The 23,772-nt window shown below is 46.1% G+C and carries 10 protein-coding genes; all 10 read right to left on the reverse strand.

The window, feature by feature from the left end; translation table 11 throughout:
* Positions 1-111: 111 nt before the first annotated feature.
* On the reverse strand, positions 112-903 hold the full coding sequence (locus Q0339_RS08790) for a hypothetical protein (RefSeq protein ID WP_298078458.1): 792 nt from the start codon (positions 901-903) through the stop codon (positions 112-114).
* 255 nt (positions 904-1,158) lie between these two features.
* Positions 1,159-4,794, reverse strand: a complete 3,636-nt coding sequence (gene rpoC / locus Q0339_RS08795) for a DNA-directed RNA polymerase subunit beta' (RefSeq protein ID WP_070756701.1) — start codon at positions 4,792-4,794, stop codon at positions 1,159-1,161.
* 84 nt (positions 4,795-4,878) lie between these two features.
* On the reverse strand, positions 4,879-8,538 hold the full coding sequence (gene rpoB, locus Q0339_RS08800; RefSeq protein ID WP_298078460.1) for a DNA-directed RNA polymerase subunit beta: 3,660 nt from the start codon (positions 8,536-8,538) through the stop codon (positions 4,879-4,881).
* 320 nt (positions 8,539-8,858) lie between these two features.
* Positions 8,859-9,791: a dihydroorotate oxidase gene (locus tag Q0339_RS08805; protein WP_298078461.1), complete on the reverse strand. Its 933-nt coding sequence runs from the start codon at positions 9,789-9,791 to the stop codon at positions 8,859-8,861.
* 150 nt (positions 9,792-9,941) lie between these two features.
* Entirely contained in the window at positions 9,942-10,238 is a 297-nt protein-coding gene (locus Q0339_RS08810; RefSeq protein ID WP_298078462.1) for a metalloregulator ArsR/SmtB family transcription factor, read from the reverse strand.
* Positions 10,238-12,181, reverse strand: coding sequence for a heavy metal translocating P-type ATPase (locus Q0339_RS08815; RefSeq protein ID WP_298078463.1), 1,944 nt, complete (start codon positions 12,179-12,181; stop codon positions 10,238-10,240). The genes Q0339_RS08810 and Q0339_RS08815 overlap by 1 nt, the downstream gene beginning before the upstream one ends.
* 196 nt (positions 12,182-12,377) lie before the next feature.
* Positions 12,378-13,289, reverse strand: a complete 912-nt coding sequence (locus Q0339_RS08820; RefSeq protein WP_298078464.1) for a pseudouridine-5'-phosphate glycosidase — start codon at positions 13,287-13,289, stop codon at positions 12,378-12,380.
* 1 nt (position 13,290) lies between these two features.
* The gene (locus tag Q0339_RS08825; RefSeq protein ID WP_298078465.1) at positions 13,291-14,391 is read right to left on the reverse strand and encodes a PfkB family carbohydrate kinase; all 1,101 of its coding nucleotides are present in this window, start codon (positions 14,389-14,391) and stop codon (positions 13,291-13,293) included.
* Positions 14,392-14,532: 141 nt separating this feature from the next.
* Positions 14,533-21,393 (reverse strand): ZmpA/ZmpB/ZmpC family metallo-endopeptidase, encoded by a 6,861-nt coding sequence (locus Q0339_RS08830; protein ID WP_298078467.1) that lies wholly within the window; start codon positions 21,391-21,393, stop codon positions 14,533-14,535.
* Between the two features lie 328 nt (positions 21,394-21,721).
* Complete coding sequence (locus Q0339_RS08835) at positions 21,722-23,728, reverse strand: YSIRK-type signal peptide-containing protein (RefSeq protein WP_298078468.1); 2,007 nt, start codon at positions 23,726-23,728, stop codon at positions 21,722-21,724.
* Positions 23,729-23,772: the final 44 nt, after the last annotated feature.

Consider the following 23,772-nt stretch of genomic DNA (forward strand, 5'->3'; position numbering starts at 1 on the left):
CACCTAAGCAGACAAAAATAGCGGGAGACAAGTAAACCACCTAGCTGGCGTACCAATACGGGGGCATCCGATTGGCCTAGCAAGCTAGGTGGGCGTAAGAGAATAAGCCAATTAGTGAGTCTCTTCCAAGACATGGAGGGTCAGCCGGTCAAACTGGTGGGTATCATAACCAAATCGTACTAAGACCTGTTTGATTTGTTGATTAGCATCCAAGCAGAAATGACGGACTGACTGCTTGTCCAGCGAAATCACCTTCTGCATCCATTGCTGTTGGGATTGGCTGAGAACTGAGCGGGCGCCTTCATAGCGAGACCAGTCGCCAATATCGTTGGGCAAGTGGCCTTTTTCTAGGCACCAGAGGGCCGACAAAATATTGCGCATCATCAAGATGCATTGCATGCAGTAGTTAATCTCGCCTCGCATCATACCTCTGCATAAGGTATGGAGGTGGGCGTAGTACTTGGTCAAATAGTGGTCAATCATGGCCTGATTGACTGACAATTCCAAGGCCAAGGAAGATTGTCGCATCGGTTCAATCATGCCTTCCGGGTCCCAAATGACTTGAATTTGTTTGAACCAGATGCTTGGCTCAAGTTCTGAAGCATAATAGGCCAGCACTTTCAACTTGATAAAATGCTCAAAGTAAAAGGAGGCATTGACGTCATTCAACTCTTCAATAAAGAGCAAATCAGGTGACCAGGTCGCCAACCATTCATAGACCTGGCGCTTTGCTTTTTTGTCGATGACAATTAAGCGAAGATCAATATCCGAGTAGGGATCATCCTGACCTTGAAGCGCATGGCCAGCCAGAAAAAAACCTCTTACCCAGGGCTCCTGCTCCAAATCTCGACAAAGGGCACTTAGGAAAACGGCGCGTTGTTGAATCAGCTCTTTTGTTACCATATGAGCACCTCCCTTTGCCTCTATTATAGCATATCACCAGCAAAATATCACTGACACACTCGAAAATTAGGCCATTTTTCTGCCTGATCGTCCGTATAATGTTGCGTGTTTTTGGAACTTTTAGAGAATCGGTTCCACTATCTTTCGGACAACATCCTGTCTCTAAAACTCGATTTCCTAGGGAAAATTCAGGCCCTTTCCAATACAAAAATAGGCTGGGAAGATTCCCAGCCTATTGGCTTAGCACTTGAAGGTCTAGGCCTTAGCAGGTGCTTGATTTTCTAATTCAATGTCTTCGTCTTCCGCTTCGACAACAGGTGGTTGAATGTTGGTTTCCAACTTACGGTAACGGGTCATCCCGGTCCCGGCTGGAATCAACTTACCAATTGTAACGTTCTCCTTAAGACCAAGGAGAGCGTCTTTCTTACCGCGGATAGCAGCATCAGTCAAGACACGAGTTGTCTCTTGGAAGGATGCAGCAGAGATGAAGGACTTAGTTTCCAAGGCAGCCTTGGTAATCCCCATGAGGACTGGGCGAGCTGTCGCTGGCACTTCACCGGCTTGAATAGCGTTGGTGTTGGCCTTGGCGAAGTCTGAGATATCCAGTAAGGCACCTGGCAAGATGTCAGTTGAAGCAGGGTCCATAACACGAACCTTACGCAACATTTGACGAACCATTACTTCGACGTGTTTGTCGCCGATTTCTACCCCTTGACCACGGTATACTGCTTGAACCTCGCGGAGCAAGTAGTTTTCTACGGTCAAGACATCGGTTACGCGGAGTAATTCCTTAGGATCGATTGAACCTTCAGTTAAGGCTTGACCACGTTCTACGCTGTCGCCTTCCGCAACCTTGAGACGGGAAGTGTAAGGCACATTGTAAGTACGGGTATCCGTCACGCCCTTAACTGTGATGTCACGGCTACGGTCGGATTCTTTCTCAACAATTGATTCAATAATCCCGGCCACTTCAGTAATCGTTGCTTGCCCTTTTGGATGACGAGCTTCGAAGATTTCTTGAATACGTGGCAAACCTTGGGTGATATCGCCACCACCCGCAACCCCACCGGTGTGGAAGGTACGCATGGTCAGCTGGGTACCAGGTTCCCCGATGGATTGAGCGGCAATGGTACCCACTGCTTCGCCGACTTCCACTTCAGAACCAGTCGCTAAGTTGCGACCATAACACTTCTTACATACCCCGTGGTTGGTATCACAGGTGAAGACTGAACGAATGGTTACTTCTTCAATCCCTGCTGCCACGATGGCATCTGCCATGTCTTCCGTAATAATGTGGTTAGCTTCTACTAATACTTGACCAGTTTCTGGGTGACGAACCGTTTTACGTGCGTAACGCCCAATCAAACGTTCTTCCAGAGATTCAATGACGGAGTTACCATCCATAATGGCACGAACGGTCATACCACGGTCAGTACCACAGTCATCTTCACGGATAATGACATCTTGCGCCACGTCAACCAAACGACGAGTTAAATAACCAGAGTCGGCGGTCTTCAAGGCCGTATCGGTCATCCCTTTACGTGCCCCGTGGGTCGAGATAAACATTTCCAAGACAGACAAACCTTCACGGAAGTTAGAGGTGATAGGCAATTCAATGATTCGGCCTGATGGCGCCGCCATGTTACCCCGCATCCCAGCTAACTGGGTAAAGTTAGAGATGTTACCACGGGCCCCGGAGTCAGACATCATCGCGATTGGGTTCAAGCGTGGCAAGGACTTACGCAATTCTTCTTGAATTTGATCCTTAGCTTGTTCCCATGTCCGAATAACGGATTCGTAACGCTCGTCGTCTGTAATCAAACCACGACGGTATTGCTTGGTAATGTTGTCAACACGGCTGTGGGCTTTTTCTAAGATTTCACCCTTAGATTCCAGACGTAATACATCGGCCGCCCCTACAGTAATCCCGGCACGAGTTGAGAACTTGTAACCCAAGTTCTTCATGCGGTCCAACATAACAGAAGTTTCGGTAATCTTGAAACGTTTGAAGACTTGCGCGATAATGCGCCCTAAGTCTTTCTTCTTAAATGGTGGGACTAAGTCCATCGCCGCAATCGCTTCTGGTACATTTACCCCAGCTTCTAAGAAGTACTTATCTGGTGTCTTCTCAGTTAAGTTCTCGTGTGAAGGCTCATTGAGGTAAGGGAACTCTGGTGGCATGATTTCGTTGAAAAGCAATTTCCCAACGGTCGTTACCATGAGGCGTTCCTTTTGCCAATCAGTGAATGGCTTACCAACTAAAGCCTTAGCAGGAATCGCAATCCGGGTGTGAAGGTGAACGTAGCCGTTTTGGTAAGCAATCTCTGCTTCAGAGACATCACTTACAACCAAACCTTCACCAATACGCCCAGCCTCTTCCAAGGTCAGGTAGTAGTTCCCCAAGACCATGTCCTGAGATGGGGTAACAACTGGCTTACCATCTTTAGGGTTCAAGATGTTTTGCGCCGCTAACATGAGCAAGCGTGCTTCAGCTTGAGCTTCTTCAGACAATGGGACGTGAACGGCCATTTGGTCACCGTCAAAGTCGGCGTTGTAGGCTTCACAGACCAGTGGGTGCAAACGGATTGCCCGACCCTCAACCAAGGTTGGTTCGAAGGCTTGGATCCCCAAACGGTGGAGCGTAGGTGCCCGGTTTAGGAGAACTGGGTGTTCCTTGATAACTTCTTCAATTACTGGCCAGATGGCTGTATCTTGTGTTTCGATCATGCGTTTAGCATTCTTAATGTTGCCAGCAATACCACGTTCCACCAATTCTTTCATAACGAAAGGCTTGAAGAGTTCGATGGCCATTTCTTTTGGCAACCCACATTGGTACATCTTGAGGTTTGGCCCCACGACAATTACTGAACGACCAGAGTAGTCGACCCGTTTCCCTAAAAGGTTTTGACGGAAACGACCTTGCTTCCCTTTCAACATGTGAGAGAGAGACTTGAGGGCGCGGTTACCTGGACCTGTTACGGCACGGCCACGACGACCGTTATCGATTAAGGCATCGACCGCTTCTTGTAACATACGTTTTTCGTTTTGAACGATAATGTTTGGTGCGCCCAAGTCCAAGAGACGTTTGAGACGGTTGTTACGGTTGATTACTCGACGATAGAGATCGTTCAAGTCACTTGTTGCAAACCGGCCACCTTCTAATTGGACCATAGGACGAATATCTGGTGGGATAACAGGCAGTACATCCAAGACCATCCAAGATGGCTTGTTGCCTGATAAACGGAAGGCATCTAAGATGTCCAAGCGACGAATCGCCCGCATCCGTTTTTGACCTGTAGCGGTCTTGAGCACTTCCTTCAATTCCGCACATTCTGCTTCTAAATCAACAGCATCCAACAATTCCTTGATGGCTTCTGCCCCCATTTTAGCATAGAAACGGTCACCGTATTCGCGTTTTTTCTCACGGTATTCCATCTCAGTCAAGAGAGACTTGCGTTCTAATGGGGTGTCACCGCTGTCGATTACAACATATGAAGCGAAGTAGATAACTTCTTCCAAGAGTCGTGGGCTCATGTCCAAGACCAAGCCCATCCGGCTTGGGATTCCTTTGAAGTACCATACGTGAGTGACAGGCGCTGCCAACTCAATATGCCCCATCCGTTCGCGACGGACTTTGGCACGCGTTACTTCGACGCCACAACGGTCGCAGACCCGACCCTTATAGCGAATTCGTTTGAGCTTCCCACAGCTACATTCCCAGTCCTTAGTTGGACCAAAGATGCGCTCGCAGAATAAGCCGTCTTTTTCTGGTTTTAGCGTCCGGTAGTTGATAGTTTCAGGTTTTTTGACCTCACCATAGGACCAACTCCGAATTTTTTCTGGAGACGCTAGGCCAATTTGCATCGCTTCAAAATTATTTACATCGATCAAAGGGCTGACCTCCTCTTTCTTTTGTATTGTTCTGTTAGGATTGCCAGCCTAGCCTAGACTTGCTAGGCTAGGGGCTCCTAAAACTTAGTCTAATGAATCGAGTTCGTCTTCAACCGCTGAATCGATCAAGTCTTCCGCGATTGCCTGTTCGTCAAGGTTAATCTCAGTCTTTGGTTCTTCACCTTCATCTTCGGCTTCTGCTGCATGATGGTGGGCCATTTGATCAGCCTTATAGCGGTCGAGGGCATTGAAGTTGATTACTTCATCCTCATCGTCGTCATCGCGTAATTCGATTTCTTGATTATGTTCATCCAAGACCTTGAGATCCAAGCCTAGGGCTTGCAATTCCTTAACAAGGACGCGGAAGGATTCCGGCACACCAGGACGTGGAATTGGTTGACCTTTGACGATGGCTTCGTAGGTTTTCACCCGGCCGACTACGTCGTCAGACTTGTAGGTTAAGATTTCTTGCAAGGTATAAGCGGCACCATAAGCTTCCAAGGCCCAAACTTCCATCTCCCCGAAACGTTGCCCACCAAATTGAGCTTTACCACCCAATGGTTGTTGGGTAACCAGAGAGTATGGACCTGTTGAACGAGCGTGCAACTTGTCGTCGACCATGTGGGCCAACTTAATCATGTACATAACCCCAACAGAGACCTTACGGTCAAATGGTTCACCGGTTCGACCATCATATAAGATAGTCTTAGCGTCAGCTTCTAAGCCAGCTTCCTTAACTGTTGCCCAGACATCTTCTTCACTAGCACCGTCAAAGACAGGTGTTGCAATCTTGATGCCCATTTCGCGAGCAGCCATCCCCAAGTGTAACTCTAGGACTTGCCCGATGTTCATACGGGATGGAACCCCTAACGGGTTCAACATGATATCAACTGGGGTACCATCTGGTAAGAATGGCATATCTTCTTCCGGCATGATAAGGGAGACAACCCCTTTGTTACCGTGACGACCGGCCATCTTATCCCCTTCGTTAATTTTACGTTTTTGTACGATGTAGACGCGGACCAGCTTGTTGACACCTGGTGCCAATTCGTCGCCAGCTTCGCGGGTAAAGATTTTAACGTCGTGGACAATCCCGCCCCCGCCGTGTGGCACACGCAAGGAAGTATCACGTACTTCACGCGCCTTCTCACCGAAGATAGCGTGGAGCAAGCGTTCTTCTGCAGACAACTCGGTCACACCTTTTGGTGTTACCTTACCAACTAAGATATCGCCGTCTTTTACTTCCGCACCGATACAGATAATTCCGTCTTTGTCTAAGTACTTGAGGGCATCTTCGGACACGTTTGGAATTTCGCGTGTAATTTCTTCAGGCCCTAACTTGGTGTCACGAGACTCTGATTCATATTCTTCAATGTGGATAGAAGTATAAACATCGTCTTTGACCAGACGTTCAGACATGATAACCGCGTCCTCATAGTTATACCCTTCCCAAGTCATGAAGGCTACCAATGGGTTCTGACCGAGGGCCATTTCCCCATTTTGCATAGATGGACCATCTGCTAAGATTTCCAAAGCATCAACTTGGTCACCTAATTCTACGATTGGACGTTGGTTGTAACAGGTCCCAGCGTTAGAACGTGCAAACTTGGTTAAACGGTATTCGTCAACTTCACCTTCTGGTGTGCGTACGCGCACCTTGTTAGCATCGACATAAATCACTTCACCGGCGCGTTTACATAAGAGCGCAGCCCCTGAGTCGTGCGCTGCCTTATATTCCATCCCAGTCCCAATCAGTGGGGATTGCGGATTAATAAGTGGCACAGCTTGACGTTGCATGTTGGCACCCATCAAGGCCCGGTTGGAGTCGTCGTTTTCCAAGAACGGAATGCTAGCAGTCGCGACAGCGACAACTTGTTTTGGTGACACGTCCATGTAGTCTACTTGGTCAACGTTAACCTCAATGTTTTGTGAACGGAAACGCGCCATAACTAGGTCTTTCGCGAAGGTTCCGTCCTCATTGAGTTTAGAGTTGGCTTGGGCTACTACATACAAGTCTTCCTCGTCCGCTGCTAGGTAGTCAATTTCGGTCGTGACACGGTGTGGCGTAACCGATTTGTCCACTTTACGGTAAGGCGTCTCAATAAAACCATACTTGTTAATCTTCGCATAAGAAGACAAGCTGTTAATCAACCCGATGTTAGGACCTTCTGGCGTCTCGATTGGACACATACGACCGTAGTGAGAGTAGTGAACGTCCCGCACTTCATAGCCGGCACGGTCCCGCGTCAAACCACCAGGCCCTAAGGCTGATAGACGACGTTTGTGGGTCAATTCCCCGAGTGGGTTAACTTGGTCCATGAATTGTGACAACTGGGAGGAACCGAAAAATTCCTTAATAGCCGCTACCACTGGACGAATGTTAATTAATTGTTGTGGCGTGATGGTCGCAACGTCTTGGAGCGACATACGCTCACGCACTACCCGTTCCATCCGGGATAGCCCGATACGGAATTGGTTTTGCAATAATTCACCGACTGAACGGATACGACGGTTAGCCAAGTGGTCGATATCGTCTGTAACACCAATTCCTTGGTCTAAGTAGAGATAGTAGTTCATTGACGCAATAATGTCAGCTGGCGTCAAGCACTTAATCTTCTCAATATTCCCGTTGCCGATTAAGTTAATCACTTGCTCTGGGTTCTTAGGTGAATAAACTTTGATGATTTGTAAATCGATTGGTTGAGCTACCACACTATCTTCAGAAGGATAGAGGGTCACCTTATTCAAGCCAGACTCTAAATGAGGGATCAAAGCTTGAACGCGTTCTTGATCCAAGACCGTTCCTTCTTCAAAGAGCACTTCGCCTGTTTCTGGGTTAACCAAGGTTTCTGCCAAGGTCAAGCCAATCAAACGGTTCTTGAGGTGGAGCTTTTTATTGATCTTGTAACGACCTACAGGTGCTAGATCATAGCGACGTGGGTCGAAGAAGCGCGCAACCAAGAGGTTACGTGAGCTTTCTGCGGTCTTAGGTTCACCTGGACGAAGACGCTCGTAAATGTCCTTCAAGGCTTCTTCCGTACGAGAATCTTGAATATTTTTGTGAACATCCTTCTCGATAGTTAAGTCTAAGAGCTCAGATTGGCCGAAGATATCATAAATCTCGTCATCTGAACCAAAACCTAAGGCACGCATCAAGACAGTCAATGGAATCTTCCGGGTCCGGTCGATACGGACATAGGCAATCCCCTTAGCATCTGATTCAAATTCCAACCAAGCCCCACGGTTAGGAATAACCGTAGAAGTATAGCTGTGGCGGCCTTTCTTGTCCATACGGTCGTGGAAATAGACACCAGGAGAACGCACCAACTGGGAAACGATAACCCGTTCCGCCCCGTTGATAATGAAGGTCCCCATTTCGGTCATGATTGGGAAGTCCCCGAAGAAGACTTCTTGTTCTTTGACTTCACCTGTCTCTTTGTTGAACAGGCGCAAGGTTACATAGATTGGTTTTGAGTAGTTAGCGTCATGGCTACGAGCTTCTTCTAAGCTATACTTAGCTTCCTTGAACTCATAGTCTACAAAATGAAGTTCCAAGTTCTCCGAATGATCGACAATCGGCGAAATGTCCTCGAACATCACTTTTAGCCCTTCATCCAAGAACCATTTGTAGGAATCCGTTTGGATTTCAATCAAGTTCGGCAACTCTAAGACTTCGTCGATACGCGCATAGCTTCGACGCTCAGCTTTTTTACCGTATTTCACGATATGACTCAAGCGATTCACCCCTATAATATAATCTAAGAACACCACTTTACATTAAGGTTACAATTATTAATAATTGTTAACAAATGACATTTTTCGGTCTTTGAAGCGCAAAAAAAAGACAACAGAACCAACTCATCGGAGTGACGTTACATGTTGTTTAGGCCTCAAACACCGGCTTGGACAAGATTTCAAGCCGCATTTACTTTCTAAAGTGCATACTCTTGCATCTGAATATTATACGGATTTCAAGTCCTTTTGTCAAGGGGGACTAGCCTCTTAAACCCAAGCATCGAGCCCTCTGCAGAGCAAAGGGCTCGGTGATTGTTTATCTACTAAACTTAGTCAATCTCACGTAATTTACCCCTGAAATCATCTAAGCTCTTATAGCCCTTTGCTTCCATAATAGCCTCCAGCTCAGCGACCAGACGCTCAAAGATGCCTACGCCTTCTTGGTGAAGGGCCGTCCCTACCTGAACTAAACTAGCCCCACAAAGAATATGTTCAAAAACATCCTGACCGGTTCTGACACCCCCGGTGCCAATAATCTTAATAGATGGATTGAGTCGTTGATGGAAGGCCCGCACGTTAGCCAAGGCTGTTGGCTTAATGTAGTCTCCACCTAGACCCCCGAAACCTCCCTTGGGTTTTATCACCACTTGCTCCTTATCTACATCAATATAGAGACCATTGCCAATGGAGTTGACGCAGTTAACATAGGTCAGCGGAAAACGATTAAGGATAGCTGCCATCTGGTCAAAATGAGCAATGTCGAAGTAAGGCGGCAACTTAAGCCCTAGCGGTTTAGTGAAGAAAGAAAAGACTTCTGTTAAGAGTCGCTCTGTCAATTCAAAGTCATAGGCGATTTGAGGCTTGCCCGGAACATTAGGACAAGACAAGTTGAATTCTGTCACGCCTTGATAGGCGCTAGCCTCTATAGTACGCAGGTTCTCAACAATCTCATCGTAGCTTAGACCTACTACCGACAAGAATTGTAGGGGTTGTTGATCCTGGCGCGCTAAGCAATAGTCTAGGTAATAAGCTAATCCTTCATTGGGTAAGCCCATGGAGTTAATGCTGCCCAGAGGCACATCCACATAACGCGGTTGGGGATTGCCTGCTCGATAGTCCCGCGTTGCCGTCTTGGTTACGAAGGCTCCAGCCGCACTTTGTGCTAACTCATCCATCTCGGCCACCGTCATACAGTGGACCCCTGATGCATTCATGAGGGGATTGGCTAAGGGTTTCCCTAAGAAGCTTGTCTTGACAGTCATTTGTTCACCATCTCTTTCTAAAATTTTACCCATTATAGCATAAGTCCAAGACTAACAGAATGCCTAAGGCGAAAATCGTTAACTTTTCTCAATAGAACGTTCGCATCTCTGGTTGCCACGAAAAAACAGGCAGCCAAAGCCGCCTGTCCGCTATTCAGAACGATCCTCAGACAAATGCGTCAGAGAGTCTGTGATAATGTGTTTAACGTGGTCGTCGTCCAAACTATAATAGACATACTTACCTTGTTTACTAGCCTTAACCAACTTCATTAACTTCAAAAGTTTAAGTTGGTGGGAGACCCCCGAAAGAGTTAAGCCAGTCGCCTCAGCTAATTCATTCACATTGGCTTCTTGCTTCATTAAATATAGCAAAAGCTTGAGCCTGGAAACATCTGCTACCGCCTTAAAAAATTGTGCTAGCTCTTCAATTACTTGTTCGTCATACATTATGATTCACCTCGTGATGATAAGGGGACTAGAAGTCGTAACCCGTTTAATATCACTAGAAGGGTTGATCCTTCGTGCCCCACTACACTTAGGGCAATATTGGAAACTTGGCCGACATTCATTATAACTAAGGCTAACACAACTAGCATGGAAAAGCCAATATTCTGCCAGATAATCCGGTCATGCTTCTTGGCAAGGCGATGCAGATAAGACAGAGACTGAAGTTGATCTCGAACGAGAATCACATCCGCCGTTTCCATGGCTACATCCGTCCCTTGCCCCATCGCAATCCCCAGACTAGCACTAGCTAAGGCAGGCGCATCATTGACGCCATCTCCCACCATAGCTACCATCTCGTGTTTGTCCATTAACTTACGGATTTCTTCTGCCTTCTGGTCAGGCATAACTTGGGCTTGAACAGATTGGATTCCTAGTTGCTGGCCAATAGCCTGCCCCGTTAACTCGGAATCCCCTGTTAACATGACGGTTTTAACACCGACTTGCTTAAAGTAGTCCAAGGTTTGGCGGGCGTCATCTTTGGCAATATCCATTAGGGCCATCGCCCCTATGACTTCTTGGTTTTGAGCCAAATAGACCACCGTCTTGCCCTGTCCTTCCCATTCTCGACATTGCCGATCGTAGTCTGGCTCCACCGCTTCAAAGGCAGTCGGCTTAGCCACCTGATAGCTGTGACCTTGATAATCAGCATAGAGACCCTGCCCCATTTTATTGCTTACCTCTATATCTAGAACAGGCAAACTAGCATAATGAGACACAATGGCCTGCGCTAGAGGATGATTAGCTTGACGCTCCATGGACACCCAGACAGCCAATAGTTTCTCAGCTTCAGCCGATAAGATGGCGTCCGTCACCTGAGGTCTACCCTGGGTTAGGGTCCCCGTCTTGTCAAAAGCGATGGCTCCAAGTCCCGAGACTTGATGGAGGTGGCTTCCACCCTTGACCAGCACCCCTTGCTTAGCCAGATTCGATAAAGCTGATAAGGTAGCCGGAATGGCACTGGCTGCTAAAGCACAAGGCGAAAGGGCAATGAGCATAATCAGTGTTCGATAGGCTACTTCATGTAATGAAAGCGAAGTCCCTAACGCCATCAAAAGCGCATATAAAGCCGTGAAGAGGAGTGCCCCCTTAACATAGAGCGGCTCCAAACGCTGAATTCGGGTCGCAACCGGACTTTGCTTTGCCTGCGCCTCCCTGACTAAACCAAGGATTTTGGCAAAAGTAGTTTGATCTGCCAACCTTGTTACTTGCATGACAAAGCTGCTATTACCATTGAGGGTAGCGGCATAGACTGAATCCCCTACGCTTTTTTCTTGCGGCATACTCTCACCATTAATCATGGCTTCATTAACGACCGCCTGACCACTCACAATTTTGCCATCAATGGGGATTTGGTCGCCATTCAATACTTGCACTCGATTACCAACCATTAAGTCTTGCACTGCCACAATCGTCACGCTTCCATCTTCCGCCAAAAGGCGCGCTTCTTGCGGCTGCATAGCCAAGAGACTGGTCATTTCCTTCTTAGATTTAGCTTCTGCATAGTCCTCCAGAAAATGAGCACCAGCAAATATCAAAATTAGCAAGGCTGCTTCTTGGAATTGCCCAATAAGCATAGCACCCATAGCCGCCAGCCCCATTAGCAAGTGAGTATTCGGACAAAAACGGCGCGCTTTGTAGCTAGCCTGCCAAGTCTCTAACAAACCTTCACTTAGGACATGATAGCCAGACAGGATTACCGTCAAGCTATAGAGCACATTAGCCAGTAGGGAACCTTGCCCTAGAAGAAGCCCTGTAATGAAAGCAAGGAGACCAAGCATATAGGCAAAAACTGCCCAACTAAATGCATGAACGCGGTCATGAGCATGGTCATGGTGCTGATGCTGATGCGAATGTGCATGAGAATTGTGATGATGAGAGCACATCTTAACCCCTCTTCCATATCGTTTGAACAATCATTCAACTGTTTGTGATTTTATTATACGATATCTAGTAGAAAAGTCAAGCCCTTCTAGTTATCTATCGACCAATCAACATAAAATCATGCCCAGCATCACTCTATTCCCACTAACATCATATACAAAAAGCCGGGACTAGATGTCCCGGCTGCCATAAATAAGCTTAACGTTCTTGATAGGCTTTAGCAATCTGTGCCCCTAATTTGGCGTTATTATAAACCAATTGAATATTAGTATTTAAGCTAGCCCCATCTGTTAATTCAACAATCTTAGCTAATAGGAATGGCGTGCTATCTTTGCCTCGAATCCCTTTCTCATCTGCTTCTTTTACAGCCGCATCGATAATGGCATCAATTTTTTCATGTGGAATTTCGTGCTCAGCAGGAATTGGATTCGTCACCAAAATCCCACCTTTAAGGCCAAGCGCTTCAGAGTAGTCCATCATGGCCGCAATTTCTTCTGGCTTGTCTGCGCGACTGTTGAGCTTGTATTCTGAAGTCCGTGTGTAGAAGGCAGGTAGGTAATCCGTTTGGTAGCCCACTACAGGCACCCCTTTGGTTTCCAAATATTCCAAAGTTCTTGGTAAATCCAAAATAGCTTTGGCGCCCGCGCAAACGACCGTCACTGGTGTTTGACCTAATTCGTCTAAGTCCGCAGAAATATCCATGGTTTCTTCTACACCGCGGTGCACACCACCAATCCCGCCAGTAACGAAGACCTTGATACCCGCTAAATACGCCCCAATCATGGTCGTTGCGACTGTCGTAGCCCCTAAGATGCCTTTAGCGAAGACTTCTGCCAAGTCACGGCGAGATACCTTAGCAACTGGCTTCTCGCTAGCCAAACGTTCTAAATCAGCTTCTTCTAAACCAATCTTAAACTGACCATCCATGATGGCGATTGTTGCTGGCACGGCGCCATTATCGCGAATAATTTGTTCTACTGTTTTAGCCATTTGAACGTTTTGTGGATATGGCATCCCGTGGGAAATGATGGTAGATTCTAAAGCGACAACAGGTAAGTTGTGATCTAAAGCGTGTTGTACTTCTTTACTAATAGATAATAAGTTTTTCATCTTAGGCTAAACCTCTTTCTTTTAATGTCTGATAGTCACTCTCCAACTGGCTAGCAGAGAGATTGAGTCGAACGGTTTGCTTGACTTGAACCGTATGATAGGAATTGGCCATCCCATAATAAATAGATGTCTTAGCATCATGCCCTGTCAACTGGCCATAGAGAAGGCCAGCAGAGAAGGCATCGCCTGCCCCTGTTACATCTACTACATTTTGCGCTAGGAGAGGCTGGACCTCCTGGCGGCTGCCATCCTGATGTCCATAGAAACTACTACGTGTCCCCCTGGTCATGACCACTTGCAAGATGCCGGTTGCTAACCAAGCATCCACTAAGTCCGCTGCCGATAAATTTCCAAAGCGACTGATGGATTCATCCTCATTGACAACGAGCCAGCTAACGCCACTTAAATCTTCTGGCAAGTGACTCATCTTGGGACCACTGACCGGAATAATGGCAAGCGGAATTGATTCGGCTTTTGCAAGTTGAATCAAATAAGTCACGGTTTCTAATGGCAAGTTCAAATCCAGAATCAGGTAATCTGCTAGTTTAAGCCGTGGAGCAAATTGACTAATCCAATCTAAATCCATCTGGTCGGCAATCGCCATATCGGCTAGCGCCAATTGCATATCCCCGGACTCATCCAAAATAGCACTGTAGGTTGACGTTGCTGCCTCTGGAATCTGAGTTATTTGGCTCATATCCACATAGGCCTGAGTTTGCTGCTTAATCCAGTCGTAATCCTGATCCACTCCCGCCACTGACAGCAATTGAACTGATTGACCTAATCGTCCTAAATTCTCAGCTACGTTGCGGACTACGCCGCCCACACTGAGAGTTGAGGTGACAGGGTTACTAGTACCGAGCTGCATTGCGCCGGTTAGACGAAATTTACGGTCGATATTCATCCCACCGATGCAATAAATTCGCCGCGCCTCATTCAAAATATAAGCTCGTCCGCGTAGCTGATGTTTCTGCATCAGAGAGGAAATTAAACTAGCCACCGTTGACCGACTAATTCCCATCAATGTCGCCAATTCTTGCTGGGTGCGGAAAGGGTCTTCCTCAATCAAGGCAAGCACCTTGGCTTCATTAGGCGTTAACATAGGCACCGCCTTTCTAGACTGTTGTCTCTAAAATAACTTTTGTCTATATGATACTCCTTTTGCCCTTAAAACGCAAGGGAGACTATTTTATTCCATCCAAACTACAAAAAACAGCAGCCTTAGCTGCTGTTTTTCTGCTTTCTATTCGTTGGCAAAAATAGATTGACGGAAATCATCAGAGGCCTTGAAGAGTTGAAGGTAAATTTCGCGCTTCAAGTTATAGACATCATTCCGCATATTACCTGTTTGACGAGCTGATAGCACTCTGTCAACTGCTTCCTTCATCAGTGCTTCAATATCCGCCAAGGTGCTTACTTGGCGATCACGGACTGTAATTGGACGCAATGTTGCCCCATTGGCAACCTTATCCAGACGTTCCTTGAACATAGCCTTCTTAAAGGCATTAAGATCTTGGAAATCACCGTTAGAAATCTTCTGGATAATATAGTGATCATTTAGGGTCTGCCCATCCGTTCTAGCTTGACGTTCTAATTGATTGGAAGCATAAGGGATGAAGCCATCTTTATAACCCTTATAACCCATCAGTTCCCAAGCCATTCGTTTGAACCACCAACCGCCTGGTGAGCCTTTATCATTTTGGCCTGTCCCGTACATTGGATGGAACATATTAACTCGTTCATAAGAGTTGCGATCCGTCTCAAAACCATTACGGAAGTAGCGTTTTGGCGCTAAACTACGATCAATGAAGTCATCAATCGACTGGATATTAAAGTTTGTCCACTCTTCATCACTAATCTCTACTACCTTATTATTGACATGGTTAGGCCCATTCGGCACATTAATGAAGCGGTTGAACCATTGTTTCATGGCATCTGGACCCTTTTCTAAGACTGCTTTGGCTTCAGCATAGTCTAGCAAGTAGAGGATATCGAAGAGTCGGTGTACATATTGACCCCAGTCATCTGCAGACTGGAAGCGTGATGGTGTCGCATTATAGAAGCGGTCAGTTTTGTCACTCCAGTCAAAGGAAGTATTAAGCCCAATATGATCATACTCTGGTCCCTCAGGTGACTGCAAGAGCCCTTGAGCATATTCTTCCCAGACTTCCTCCGGACGCCAGCTGTTTCCACCAAGATAGACTGATTTTTCCATATTATGGACTAGCTCATGGGTATAGTGGGACGTTCCAACGTAGTCGGATAAAATATCTGTGAAGACAAAATACACACCATTGCTAGTATCAGCATATGCTCCAGCTCCATTGTTTTCATAGAAACGATCGATTCGACCAAAGAATTCCTTAATACCCATAGATGGATATTTAACTGGCCGATTGGAGGTGTCATTGCCTAGCCTATCATACCAACCACCGTTCTTGCCATTAGCATAACCATCCCAGATTAGCATAGCATTTCTACGAGCCATGCGCTCTTTGACAGTTGGTAAGGCTACACGATACCAGGTATCAACGTGCATTTGCTGACGATCAGCTAAAGTCTTAACGCGTTTGTCAAACTCTTCTGGCGCTAGGTAAGGACGACGATCTGTCGACCCCAAGGTTAGCGATAAAACATTGGATACTAAGAAAATTCGACTCTTCTTAAGGTTGAGTAAAGGCAAGATGTAATCACGATAATCCGGCACAGATAAACGATCGTAGACCTTATAAGGAGATTTATTTAGCCCTTCTTCAAGAGACGGACGTTCCTCCATGGTAACATTAGCCTTAGTTGCATCTCGGAACCATTCGTATTGATCAAACTTGGTCCATAACTCGCGGAAATAAGTTAGATAATCAAGAACCGTTGGTAATTTGCTGTCAGCACTTAAGATTCTGCTGTATGTCTTGGCGCTATTCTTAGAACGCAAGGTTTGAACACCCTGACTTCCAATACTAATCAACTTATCAATTATACTCTTCTGATTACCGAAGAAGTCTGTCTGATAGGTCGCAATTTCTCCTAAATTAAGCTCCCCAAAGTTTACACGGTAGTGGTCTTGGAGATAAGCCAAACCTAAGAGCAGTGCCCCACGATTATCCTTGAGTTTCTGGATCAAAGCAGCACGCGCCTGCTCATTATCTCCTAGGTAGTTGGCCTCCTGACGAATAATCTTCACCAAGTCATTGGCTAACGTATCTTGGAAGGCTCCAAAGGTCGCATTGAAGAAGAGCGTCTCAATCTGATATGCACGTTGTTCACGACGATAGACTTCTAAATCTTCTGCAATTTCGTCCTCAGTCGCTTGTCGGCCAAGTTTGTTCTCTAAGGCCGTGCGGCGATCATTTTTGACTCTGGTACTTACATCTGTGTAGAGATTATTGACACCTGCGGCTTGCCAAACAGCATCAGATGATAAACCTGTCTCTTTCATGATATCTAGGACTGCATTCATAATATCATCTACTGATTTCAACACTTGGTTAGGTGTATAGATGAGACCTGAATCCTCTAGTTGATACTCAACTACGCCTGTTTGTTTGAACTCAGATTTCGCACCTAAGGCCAAGTATTGCACTGATTTATCAGCAAAGTGCAACATAATCCGGTCCATTGCTTGGTTGTAGTCCGTCACAAAAGCATTACCTTGCATTGGCGTAACAGCCAAGAGCACTTGAGTCGCCAACTTGCTGTCTGGCGCAACCAAGTTTCCATACTTAACGATTTGCTCCTTATTATAGAATGGCAGGAGTTTCTCCATGTTGGCATAGGCCTGCGCGCGATTAGCTTGATAATTAGCCAAACGACTATAATCGCTTGCTTGTTGGTTGATCTGATCGACATAGGAGCTCGCAGGAGTATCTGTCAGGACCCCACCGGCCGCTTCTAGTTGACTAGCTAATCTGTCCACATCGGCTTGACTGGCCTTAGCAGGTTTAAAGCTTGGTTCTTCCACACCGGTTACGCGTTCGGTCATCTTCCAAGCCACTTGATCATTACGGATATAGCCCTCTGAAATAGCGCCATTATCCCCGTAGACTCGGTAGCCGTTAGTGACTGCCACATCTGAGATGATGTTTTCTAAACGTCCATCCATCCAGGTAGAGCCGACAACCCCACCTACTTGTCCACCACTTCGACCTTGAACGGTAGAACCTGTATTGTTAAGACTTCCTTTAACAAGGACATTCTTGACTACTGCCTTGCCTTGGCTGGACACAACTCGACCAAAGGCTACGCCTGCGCGAGCACTTTGCGCGTTTAGATTTACGTTCAGTTTGGCATCAACATAAGCGTTGGTAACGCTAGATTGTTCGAGCAAACCTACTAAACCGCCCACTTCTTGGGCCTGGTTAGGCTGGCCACTCTGGCTAATCTCACCTTGGAAACGTACATTCTCAAGCCTGCTACCACCCACTACGGTATGAACGATACCTGCCACATTGGTCGTCCCTGACACGCGCCCAGAAACCGCCACATCACTGATTGTCGAATTAGTCGCCCGCTTGGCTAGCGCAGCCATAGAATTACCTGATTCAATGGCTACTTGTTTGAGGTCTAAATGCTTGATGGTCGCTTTGTTTAACTGGTCAAAGAGTGGTGCTACCAAATTATAGATGGCATGTTGCGTGCCGTCTGCAGTCTGGCCAGACAGGGTCCCAGTGAAGGTTCCCACAAAATAGGCGGTCGCGTTGGCTGCTAAGCTGACCTCGGACGCTGATAGGTTAGCACCCAGTATGTAGTCTCCAGCTGGGTTTTGGCGTATAGCCTCAAGCAAGCTCTTAAAGCTATAATGCACGTTCCCATCCGCTGGACGTTCTTGACCAACTAGGAATTGATAGCCTTGGTGATAGTCACTTGAGCCACCTTGATTTTGTACTAGCTCAGGGGCCTGGGTAGTCACTTGATAATAAGACTGACCCTCATGACTAACTGTCTCAATAGAAGCAACTGGCAAATAGACATCCTTGAAGCGGTCAGACTGTACTTTAACATAATAATTAGATAAATCAGATGGAGCCTGACTCAAACTAGCCACCAACTGATGACTACCGTCAGCTTGTCGATGGAAGAGCTGCACACCCTTGATTTGTTTGAGCTCAATCTTCTTCAAATCTAACTCTATTGCTTGGTCCTCTAACTGATCTTTCGACTGAGCACCTTGCTGGTTCTCAAAATCCATAACGGTATGGAGACGATAAGATACATGATAATCCAACCCATCAATATTTGCGGTCAAATTTTGGATTGGGACTGTCTTAACTAGACGATCCCCCTGGAAAACTTGCACCTTACCTCCTCGGTAAAGTTGGTTAGGGTCTTCTAATTGATATCGCAGGGTGACGCTCCGAGATAAATCAGATGTAGGTGCTTCAACGTTAACAGCTGTATATTTGGGTTCTACCTGCTCCAATTGCGCTAAGGCCTCTCGAAGGGCTTGAGTCGCTTGGTCAACCGCTTCTTGGTTGCTATCGCCATCTTCTAAAACGGCCTGAGCAGCTTTGAGTTGGTCGGCAACTTTCTGGAAGCTAGCTGGGGTATAACGATTCGCGATAACTTCTTGTGCGGCCTCAACCTGTTGGCTAAGTGCCTCTTTATTTGCACGATCCATCAAGAGCGCTTGCGCTTGGTCTTTCAGCGCTTGAGCGGCTTCCACAGCCTTGATTACGGAAGCTACTTCTTCTGGTGTGGCATCTTGATTAGCTATCAAAGCTTGAGCATTAGCTTTTGCTTCATCAATAGTAGCTCGATGCCCTACAAGTGCCTGGCTGAAATTATTCACACTTCGCAGTGTTTTACCTGTCGTGTCAACTGGTAGGTTCAACTGAGTCAAAGCTCGTTGTAAGTCTGCCTTGTCCACAAGATCCAAAATACCCGCTTCCGCTAATTCTAACTGTTGGAAAGCCTTGTTGAGTTTTTCCGTACTTGCCAAAACCGCTTCCGGACTCGCGTTAAAATCTTTTAATAGTTGAGCGGCTTCTTGGCTCAATTGCAAGGCAAGGTCTTTTGCTGCTTGGTATGTTTGAACGGTCTTTGGTCGTTTCTGATCTGTCGCAACTGGTTTTTGAATCGCTTGGTCCAGATTATTTTTGGCTTTCTCTAAGGCGGACTTATCCGCTTGTTGTCGTAGCAAAGCTTTAGCTTGATCAAGTTTAGCCTGCACTTCATTTACTGCTACCAAGGCCTTATCCACTTGCTCCTGCTTAGCCTCTGGATCAGCTAAGATAGCTTGCGCTTGAGCACGAGCAGCTTCTAGACTGTCTCTCAATAAATCTAGTGCTTGTTGGTAATCCGCAATACTTTGCGGTGTCTTCTGGTCTGTATCAACAGGCGCATCTAGTAAAGCCAAAGCTGCTGCTAGCGCCTGTGTATCTGCCTTGGCTTGGAGAGCCTTGACGGCAGCTTCCAAGGATTTGGCTTGGTTGACTACTGACCGAGTCATCGCTTCTACATCAGCATCTGTTGCTTCTGGATCCTTCACTACTGACTGAGCATTCTGGAGTGTTGCTTGTATTTTGCGAATTTCATCAGCCAAGGCCTGCTGGCTACTTGGCGTCTTATTACTTAAGTCAAGAGCTTTGGCTGTTTTTACTTGCTCTGCTAAAGCTGCCATAGCAGTTTCTAATGGCGACTTGTCTGCCTGACTTACTAAAACGTCAGACAAGTTCTTAGTACGATTAACTAACTCTTGCGCTTCTTGAGCCAAGCTATCAATTGTTGACTGATCTGTAGTTTCAGGTGCAGCCTTGATTTCTTTTACCTTATTAACAAGCGTTGCAAGACGGGATTTCAGTTTAGAGGATTCCTCCTTGAAAGAGGCAATTGAACTAGGGGTTTTCCCTTCCGTGACAGCCACTTCTAGGTCATCCACTTGAGCTTCTGCCAACTCCAAAGTCAAATTTAAGACTCTATACTCAAAAGGCTTCGGAGGATTAGGTGCTGGTGTCACGTTGGTGCTCGGTCCCTCTGCTGGTGGCGTTGGTACTGGTGTCACATTGGTGCTCGGTCCCTCTGCTGGCGGAGTTGGCGTTGGTGTTACGCTGGTGCTTGGTTCCTCTGCAGGCGGCGTTGGCGTTGGTGTTACGTTGGTGCTTGGTTCCTCTGCTGGCGGAGTTGGTACTGGGGTCACGTTGGTGCTCGGTTCCTCTGCTGGTGGCGTCGGCGCTAGTGTCGCGTTGGTGCTCGGTTTCTCTGCTGGTGGCGTTGGCGCTGGTGTCGCGTTGGTGCTCGGTTTCTCCGCTGGAGCCGTGCTAGTGTTTGGCTTTTCAGGTTTGGTCGCTGACACCGGTGTCACATTGGCGCTCGATTCCTCTGGTTGCAGCGTCGGCAAAACATCTGCACTTGGTTTCTCAGACTGCACTGACGCCACAGGGCTTTCACTACTTACTCGCGTGGATCTTTCACTAGAGGATTCTGAAGAAACTACTGACTGGAGGTTGCTCGTCGCACTAATTGCACTATTACTAGAAACATTAGGTCCCACTTGCTCTAGCTCACTGGCAGGAAAATACCCTACATAGTCATAACCTTCAATACTTAACTTTGGATTGGGTAATGCTTGTCCTACAGTTGTTTGAAAGCTTTGATTAAACTGTTCTAGTAGGCGTGTCTCAACCGCCTGTAAACTTGGGGCCAGCAAAACCTGTCCCGTCATGGTTATAACCATCAGACTAGTCAAAGCCTTCTTCTTATCACGAACTAAGCCGACGGCAAACACAAGCAACGCCGCACCGGCTGCTAGACCTAATAGGGTTGATGATTCGCCTGTGACTGGCAAATGATTTTTCCCTGTATTTGCCTGATAAACAAAATAGTAGACTTGATCTACCTCAGCAATTTGGCTAGGGGTTCCTGCTTTAATGGCTTGACGCTGTTCCAAAGATAATTCCTCAATAGATACATACCGATACTGAGTGGACACTTGTTTGGTTACCTGTTGAGAACTTGTAACTGTCGTGGCAGTCTGTGCCTGAACGACAGGTGCCGCTACCGCTGGCACAAAAAAACTTCCTACTACAACGGAAGCAATCCCAACAGAAAATTTCCGGATGGAAAAACGTTGGACTGTATTAAGGCTGCTAGAGCTCTTATATTTCTTCATTGAGTTTTCCCTTTCTTAGTATATTATTATTCGCTAGTGTATTTTACCACAAAAAAAATAATAAATATATGCTTAAACTGTAATTTCTCATATTTTATTGATAAATCAATGGTTTTCATCGTTGCCAAAAATAACCTAACAGTCTAATTAAAGCAACACATGGCGTAACCAACTAATAACATCGAGGTTTCATCATTTTATAATTTCTTAATATCTCGATTCATAGCTTCATCAAACAACCTGATTGCGCAAAAAGAGTGTTGATAGCCAGAACTATCAACACTCTTTTTTGTGCTACTATCTCAAACAATTAGCTTATCTATCGAGATTACGGTTGCGCTTCTTTAGACTCTAAGTTATCCAAAATATACTGTAAGCCTTGAGACCGAGTTTCAACTGACTGAGTCATTGCTTCAACATCTTTCTCGGTTGCTTCCGAGTCCTGAATCACTGATTGCGCATTTTGTAAAGTTGCTTGAGTCTTAATCACTTCATCTATTAAGCCCAAATTTCTCGCTATGTTAAGTTTTGCGGTTAAGGACGACATCGCTGCTTGTAAAGCCGATTTGTCCACTTGAGCTACTAAAAGACTAGCCAGATTCTCAGAATTGTTGATTAATGCCTGAACTTGTTGGTTGAGAGCATCAATATCTGCTTGCTCTGCCGCATCAGCTTTCCCCTTGAGGACTTGAGCTTGATTAGTGAGTGCTGTCAAACTTTCCTTAGTTTTAGCAAGTTCACTCTCAAAAGTTGCAATAGAACTAGGGGTCTTACCATTCTTAGGTGTTGCTTCTATGTTAGCAACCTTAGCCTGAGCAGCCTGCAATGAGGCATCTAAAGCTTTATAATCTAGCGTTTTTGATGGAGCTGGGGCTGGTTGCTGAGCCTTTAACTTATACGTTAAATCTTCTATTAGGGCTTCAACTGATTTCACCATTGCCGCTACATCTTTCTCGGTAGCATCTTGATCTTTAACCACTGAACGCGCATTTTGCAAAGCCGCTTGGGACTTGATTACTTCATCAATTAACCCTACGTTTTTAGCTTCTTTAACCAATTCTGCTAAAGCCGTCATCACCGTTTGTAATGGCGTCTTGTCTGCTTGAACAATTAGGTTATCGGATAATTTAGATGCCTTATCAGCTAAGTTCTGAACTTGCTTAGTTAAATCGTTAATCGCCACTTGCTCAGTATTTTTAGGATTACCTTTGAGCTCTTGCGCTCTGCTAACCAGTGTGTCTAAATCCTTCTTAGCATTCGCTAATTCTTCCTCAAAAGCTTTCACGGACTTTGGAGTCTTATCGCTAAGTTTAACAGCCTCCAGATTAGCCACTTGCTTATTCGCTGCCTGTAAAGCTACATCTAAGTCTTTGAAATCTAGCGTTTTAGGTGGCTCTGGTGCTGGTGTTACACTTGAATTGGATTCTTCAGCAGATGCCTTTGATTCAGAAGTTTCACTTGCACTTGATTCCGCTGAAGACACTTTTGATTCAGATGTTTCACTTGCGCTTGATTCCGCTGAAGAAGCTTTTGATTCAGATGTTTCGCTTGCGCTTGATTCCGCTGAAGAGGCTTTCGATTCAGATGATTGACTTGCGCTTGATTCCGCTGAAGAAGCCTTGGATTCAGAGGATTGACTTGCGCTTGATTCCGCTGAAGAAGCCTTGGATTCAGTTGATCCACTAATCGCACCATCTACAGAAGGATTAGGTGCTACTTGCGCCAGCTCCTGAGCGGCAAAATACCCTACATATTCATATCCTTCTATCTGAACTTGAGGATTTGGCAAGGCTTGTCCCACTGGCGTTTGGAAACTTTGATTGAATTGTTCTAGCAATCGCGCTTGAGCTGCTTGTGAATTCGGCACCAATGCCACCTGTCCTGCTAAGGTCACAAGCATTAAGCTGGTCAGTGCTTTCTTCTTATCACGAACCAAGCCAACTGCAAATACAATCAAGGTCGCGCCTGCTGTAAGCCCCAACAAGGTGGATCCTTCACCAGTAACTGGTAATTGACGAGCACCTTGTTTTGCTTGATAGACAAAATAATAAACTTGATCCGTTTGGGCAATTTGACTAGGAGTGCCTGATTTGATTGCTTGACGTTGCGCCCAAGTTAACTCTTCAATCGCAAGGTATTGATATTGTGTCGTGACTTGTTTTGCCACCGAATGAGTGTTAGATGCTGGTGTAGTGGCCTGTGCATTCACAGCGGGACTAATCCATGCTGATGCAAAGAAACTCCCCACTACAACAGATGCAATACCAGCCGAAAATTTCCGGATGGAAAAGCGTTGAATTTGTTTAAGGCTGCTGGAATCCTTAGATTTTTTCATTATGTTTATCCTCTCTTGATACATTATTAATCTTTTTGTATTTT

This window comes from uncultured Abiotrophia sp., assembly GCF_938010525.1.
GTDB lineage: Bacteria > Bacillota > Bacilli > Lactobacillales > Aerococcaceae > Abiotrophia.

Bases quoted from the DNA above. Each gene is read 5' to 3' on its own strand.
- Q0339_RS08820 (WP_298078464.1), bottom strand. From the start codon at position 13,289: ATGAAAAACTTATTATCTATTAGTAAAGAAGTACAACACGCTTTAGAT.
- Q0339_RS08805 (WP_298078461.1), bottom strand. From the start codon at position 9,791: ATGACTGTCAAGACAAGCTTCTTAGGGAAACCCTTAGCCAATCCCCTC.
- Q0339_RS08830 (WP_298078467.1), bottom strand. From the start codon at position 21,393: ATGAAGAAATATAAGAGCTCTAGCAGCCTTAATACAGTCCAACGTTTT.
- Q0339_RS08815 (WP_298078463.1), bottom strand. From the start codon at position 12,181: ATGTGCTCTCATCATCACAATTCTCATGCACATTCGCATCAGCATCAG.
- Q0339_RS08790 (WP_298078458.1), bottom strand. From the start codon at position 903: ATGGTAACAAAAGAGCTGATTCAACAACGCGCCGTTTTCCTAAGTGCC.
- Q0339_RS08810 (WP_298078462.1), bottom strand. From the start codon at position 10,238: ATGTATGACGAACAAGTAATTGAAGAGCTAGCACAATTTTTTAAGGCG.
- Q0339_RS08825 (WP_298078465.1), bottom strand. From the start codon at position 14,391: ATGTTAACGCCTAATGAAGCCAAGGTGCTTGCCTTGATTGAGGAAGAC.
- Q0339_RS08835 (WP_298078468.1), bottom strand. From the start codon at position 23,728: ATGAAAAAATCTAAGGATTCCAGCAGCCTTAAACAAATTCAACGCTTT.